Source organism: Halodesulfovibrio sp. (assembly GCF_015482765.1).
GTDB lineage: Bacteria > Desulfobacterota > Desulfovibrionia > Desulfovibrionales > Desulfovibrionaceae > Halodesulfovibrio.
The window spans coordinates 1-2,528 of the sequence record NZ_JADMLB010000030.1; the positions used below are offsets into that span (position 1 = coordinate 1).

Sequence of the window (2,528 nt, forward strand, 5' to 3'; positions counted from 1 at the left end):
CTGTGGGAAAGTAGGTCGCTGCCAAGATTTATTTCGAAAGCCCGTTAGCTGCAAAGCTAACGGGCTTTCTTCGTTTCTATATCTAATCAAGACGTTACCTGTTCTCTCCGAAGCCTGTTCATTGGCTGTCTCTTCTCTATTCATTTCCTGCTGCCTTTTTAGCTGCCCTGTTAGCCGTCCGGCTTTGGGGAAGTCTTCTCTTCTTCGTGTCTCTAGTTCTCCTTACTTTCAGTTTTTGTTTTATCTGAAGGGTTCTTTCCTGCTATTTCTATTTCGGCGCTTTTTACATCTTATTTTTAACGCTGAATGTTGAATGCGAGTGGCTATTCAAAAAATGGAAACGATGCTGTTATGCCTCCACTATATGGGATTATATTTTTGAAAATTGACCAGCTTTCTTAGTTGGATAAGAATATCACTGTGCAACCGTAGTGTTTATTTTTTAACTGCCTGAGGAGGATCCAAAAATGGATGTAAGAAGGCTGATTTTTTTAGGAGTAAGCGCCCAGTGTATTGTAATTGCATGTTGTATCGGGGGAACAACGTGGTGGCTTGGACAAAAAAACTTTAGCGGAGAAGCTCTTGGTGCTGTGGTTCTACCCAGCTTCATAAGCTTAGCAGTGTTCATTTTACTAAGCGTAGTTATCTGGCGAACTATAGCTAAGATGATACATTCATTTCTACGTGATATTACACGAAGTGTAGAGGCCATGTTGCATAAAGAGGATGCCCAACCTTTTATGAAGCACTACTCACGCTCTGGTGATTTATCTACGGCAGCCAAGATCGTTGTTGATGCGGTCTACTCGTTGAAAAAGCAACTTGTATTTGCAAACGGTGTGCTGGGTGCAATTTCTGAAGCGTATCCATTCATGACTGTGGATAATACAGGCAAGATAAATTTGATGGGAAAAAGGTTAATGGAAGTTTCAGGTAAGAAAGGAAAGCCTGAAGACTATCATGGAATAACCATAGGCGAGTTTGTTTACGGAGATAGTAGTCGCAAGACGCGAACAGATCGAGTGGTAACAGATGGTTTAAAAATTGAGGGTGAAACAAAAATTCAAGGTTTTGATAAAGTGCATACACTTGCATTCACGGCTGATCCCATCAAAGACCCTACAGGAAAACAAATAGGTGCTTTAACAATCTATTTTGATCTAACGAAAATTCGTGAACAAGAAGAACAAATAAAAGAACACAGCGAGCAAATTACTAATGTTGCAGAGCAGGCAATTTCAATAGCGGAAGATGTTGCTGAATCAGCACAGATAATTGCTACTCAAGTGAAAGAAGCATCACAGGGGGCTCAGGTTCAGTCCGAACGAGCTCAGGAAACTGCAACAGCAATGGAGCAAATGAATGTTACCTCTATGGAGGTTGCACGACATGCTGCAGATGCTGCGGATAATGCTGCGCAGGCAAAGTTAGAGGCTCAAGCAGGGCAGACAGAAGTTACAGAACTTATAGAATCTATCGACTCTGTGCATAAAGAGGCAAATAATCTTTCTGGCTTTATGGATAAGCTTGGAGATCAAACGCATGCTGTAGGTAGCGTTATCAATGTTATTCAAGACATAGCTGATCAGACAAACTTGTTGGCGTTAAACGCTGCCATTGAAGCTGCAAGAGCTGGTGAGGCTGGTAGAGGGTTTGCCGTTGTTGCGGATGAAGTTCGCAAGCTTGCAGAGAAAACCATGGAAGCGACAGATGAAGTTAGCGGGGCTATCAGTGCAATACAACAAGGTGCCAAACAATCGATTCAGGGAGTAAGGCATGCGAATGATGCGGTGTCTCAATCGACTTCTCTTGCCCAGAACTCTGGTTCAACTTTGAGCAGTATTGTAGACATTGTGATGGGAACAGCTGATCAGGTACAAAGTATTGCGGCAGCAGCCGAAGAGCAGTCTGCTACGAGCGATCAAGTAAGTCATGCCGTTGAGGATGTCACGATGGTCGCAACTAATACTGCTAAGGGGATGGGGGAAGCTAATGTAGCTAGTGCACGTTTGGCTGAGCAAGCTGCCAAGCTTCAAAATTTGATTAAAATGCTACATGAAATTGACAAAAGAGAAGCTGCTTAGTCTTAGTGAAGAAATAGTGAAAAAGATCCATCGATTGTTGATGGGTCTTTTTCTTTTAAAAAACAGGTTGTTATGAAGTATTGCTAATATTAGCTAAAGAAAAGAGTAATTTTTTTTTAAAAACTTGTTGACGGAGAGGGCTGGTTTGCATAGAACGTCTCTCGCTGCAACGGAGCAGCCCAAACGGGTGGCCAGAGCAGCTTGTTCATTTTCAATTAACGACGCAAAAACGAAAGACAACTTCTTCGAAAGAAATTTAAAAAAGAGGTTGACTCCTGAAGGACGATGAGGCAAAACGCTTTTCGCACTTCGGAAGACAACTGGTCTTTTGTCGTCGCTTTGAAACTCTTTGACAATTAAATAGCGAATCGGATTGATTTAGAGATCAGCTAGCGTCATCCGCTGTTATGCAGTGGATGTCACAATACAGAATTATTAAACTGG

Annotated in this window: 1 protein-coding gene; it reads left to right on the forward strand. The window is 42.1% G+C overall.

Annotated elements, in window-relative coordinates; translation table 11 throughout:
* Window positions 1–467: 467 nt before the first annotated feature.
* On the forward strand, window positions 468–2,084 hold the full coding sequence (locus QZY95_RS05065; RefSeq protein ID WP_290920090.1) for a methyl-accepting chemotaxis protein: 1,617 nt from the start codon (window positions 468–470) through the stop codon (window positions 2,082–2,084).
* The last annotated feature ends 444 nt before the right edge of the window (window positions 2,085–2,528 follow it).

Bases quoted from the DNA above. Each gene is read 5' to 3' on its own strand.
- QZY95_RS05065 (WP_290920090.1), top strand. From the start codon at position 468: ATGGATGTAAGAAGGCTGATTTTTTTAGGAGTAAGCGCCCAGTGTATT.